The sequence below is a fragment of the Photorhabdus noenieputensis genome (assembly GCF_018448935.1).
Lineage (GTDB): Bacteria > Pseudomonadota > Gammaproteobacteria > Enterobacterales > Enterobacteriaceae > Photorhabdus > Photorhabdus noenieputensis.
On the sequence record NZ_RCWC01000094.1, the window covers coordinates 1 to 2,688 of the forward strand.

At 45.1% G+C, this 2,688-nt stretch carries 4 protein-coding genes; all 4 read left to right on the forward strand.

Annotation, left to right across the window (positions count from 1 at the left end; translation table 11 throughout):
- The first annotated feature begins 653 nt into the window (after positions 1-653).
- Genes EAE91_RS24440 through EAE91_RS23210 form a run of 4 tightly spaced genes read left to right on the forward strand, consistent with a single transcriptional unit; the run spans position 654 to position 2,482 of the window.
- Positions 654-1,181: a polymorphic toxin type 33 domain-containing protein gene (locus EAE91_RS24440; RefSeq protein ID WP_244869009.1), complete on the forward strand. Its 528-nt coding sequence runs from the start codon at positions 654-656 to the stop codon at positions 1,179-1,181.
- An 11-nt stretch (positions 1,182-1,192) separates the two neighbouring features.
- Complete coding sequence (locus tag EAE91_RS23200; RefSeq protein ID WP_214090504.1) at positions 1,193-1,597, forward strand: DUF4279 domain-containing protein; 405 nt, start codon at positions 1,193-1,195, stop codon at positions 1,595-1,597.
- A 43-nt stretch (positions 1,598-1,640) separates the two neighbouring features.
- Positions 1,641-2,267, forward strand: coding sequence for a hypothetical protein (locus EAE91_RS23205; RefSeq protein WP_214090506.1), 627 nt, complete (start codon positions 1,641-1,643; stop codon positions 2,265-2,267).
- The gene (locus EAE91_RS23210) at positions 2,264-2,482 is read left to right on the forward strand and encodes a hypothetical protein (RefSeq protein WP_036774990.1); all 219 of its coding nucleotides are present in this window, start codon (positions 2,264-2,266) and stop codon (positions 2,480-2,482) included. Before EAE91_RS23205 ends, EAE91_RS23210 begins: the two co-directional genes overlap by 4 nt.
- Positions 2,483-2,688 lie beyond the last annotated feature (206 nt).

Genomic DNA, 2,688 nt, shown 5'->3' on the forward strand with positions numbered 1-2,688 from the left:
GGCAACCGCCTGAGCATTGATGAGCGGCTTAATGCGTATAATTGGCATTATGTCTTGCGCCCCCGCGGGTTAGCATCGAAGGGTGTGGCGCACAAGGCTGACGCCTTCTGCTGTCAGCCGCTGAGCCGGCCATCGACAACCCCGCGTGCTTCTTTAGCTGCCGTGTTATCGTTCAGCCAAACAACCCTGAAGGCAGGTCGGCCTGACGGCCTCCGTTATTTACTTCCCCCCGCCCCAACCCCGCTGCACTGGCTGCGCGCGGCTCGCAGTCGCAGGCTCCTTGCTCGTTACCGTGCTCGCCATCTCCGCCCCGCGCAGCCCCCGGGGGCTTCCCTGAACAAAACCGCGTGGTCATGCAAGGTCATACGCAAACCGAAGCCACAGTGCCTCAGAGCGTCGCAGGGGCGCCGCTTGCGGGCTCTATGCCGCCCGCGCCCGCAGAACGGGCGTCCGCCGCCCAAGCGAGTTGGGCGACGTTCGCCCGTTGCCGAAAAAGGCGCTACACTGACAATGGCACGGCGGGAAAAACCGGCCTTTGGAGGCGAAAAGCGCGTCAGGGGGTTTTGGGTCCGGCGGTGAACGCACATTGGAAAAAACGGGTGGTAACTGACTGAGGGCATTGGGAAAATCGGTGTTCGATAATCAACTTCGCAATGGAATGCGTTGTTACCGATAATAATGCACTGGCGATACCTGTGACCCCTCCCCCTGTAGCTGGCGTAAATACCGAGGAAGCAGTAAATGAAGCAAATCAGACAATAGCTTCAGCTTTGGACAAAAAACTAAAGGAGATGGGAAAAGCTGTAGATAAAGCGACGCAGTGCTCCTTTGGCCGGGTATGTTCGTCAGATTATGTGGATAATGAAAGCCAACCAAATGTGGGGGAAAACCTGACGAATGAAGAGAAGAAGAAGTATGGTGGTACAGGAAATCAACAGCCACCTGAAGATAATCAAAATAAGAATGGACAGAATGAACATAAACCATCAAATATCAAAATGGCTGATGACAAGTATTTAAAACAGAATGGAATTGATGCCCATGAGCTTAAATCTGATGTTGTTGGTAAGAAAAATATATCGAAATATGATATTTATGTGAATAAAGAAACTGGTGAACTATGGGTTTTCAGAAAAGGGGGTACTGGAGAAGGTATCCCAACAGGTGAATTCATTAAATAAGGTTATAACAAATGAGTAAATCAACTGTGTGTGTGTATTTTTTGATCTCTGGAGATAAGTTAAATCCTGGGAATGTAACTGAAAAATTAGCTATTCAGCCAACAAAATGTTGGCTGAAAGGCGATCCTATACCAGGGAAAAAACGTTTTAGAATAGATAGTTGCTGGCTTTTGAGCACAGGCGATGAAGAATCGCTTGATATTGGTGAACAGCTAGGAGAAATATTCGCATTACTACAGGACAAAAAAAAGGTTTTAGTAAAATTGGCTAATGAGTATGAGCTTGATTATCAATTTAATATAGTAATTAAAATAGAAGAGGGAATTAAGCCAGCAATAAGTTTGGATAAAATGATGGTCAAAGAGCTTAACGAATTAAATGCGGGACTAGACATTGATCTGTATATATATAGTTAAAATTAAATAAGTTGTTACTGACAATAATGCCCTAGCTGTACCAATGCCACCACCACCGATGGCGGGTTCAAACACGGGTGAAGCCGTGAATGAAGCAAATCAGACAATAGCTTCAGCTTTGGACAAAAAATTGAAGGAAATGGGAGAGTCTATAGATAAAGCCACTCAATGCTCTTTTGGCCGGGTATGTTCGTCAGATTATGTGGATGGTGAAAATCAACCCAATATATCAAAGGATCTGACAGATTCAGAGAAAGCCGAACTTGGTGGTTCAGGAACAGGAGCACCGGGAGGACATGATCCAGAAGATGAGCAGAATGCCAGAAATAACAATCATATTGGAAAGTGGTCAGTTGATGAATTGTCAAATGGGGCGAAATATACAGATCCGGCCTCAAAAAAAGGCGATTTGACACTTGCTGGTCGCGCTCTACAAAAACATGGTAGTCGGCCGGGTAGCATTTTTCCAGAGGCTAAAGGAAACCCATCTGCGATAAATGAACAGGGCCAAAAAATTGTAGATAGTATATTGAATGACCCGAACAAAACGGTGATTCAAAGTAATACAGGACGATACGGCCAAGTTACTGATGTTATATCTTCTAGTGGACGTGGATTACGTTATGATGCTCAGGGTAGGCTTATAGGATTTTTGGAACCACCGAGATGACAAATAAATTAACAGCACAAATAGCGAGCTTGCCAGATCGAGAGAATGTTGTTTACGAGATCTTTTGGGGTACAGATCAAGTAGCAGAAGTCTCAAATGAGCCTGAGCATGGCATGAGAATAGAGATCTTTTCTTGTCCGAATGGAGGAATATGGAACTTCGACTTTAGAGAATTCCGTGCTCTTGTAGAGCAAGTAGAAAAAAATATCATCTAAATATTTACCCACTCCGGTTTGTAAAAGCCGGGACTATTTTTTTAGCCTACTCCGTCAACATCACAATGGCGGTAGTAAGGGGAGTGTTAGAAATTCTGTGTCATTCCAGTAATATATCTCAAAAAGGAATGATACATGACTCAATCTTTCGATTTCGACAAAGCCCTGAAAGCGCTTCAGGAGGGTCAGGCACTGACCGGTAAGAA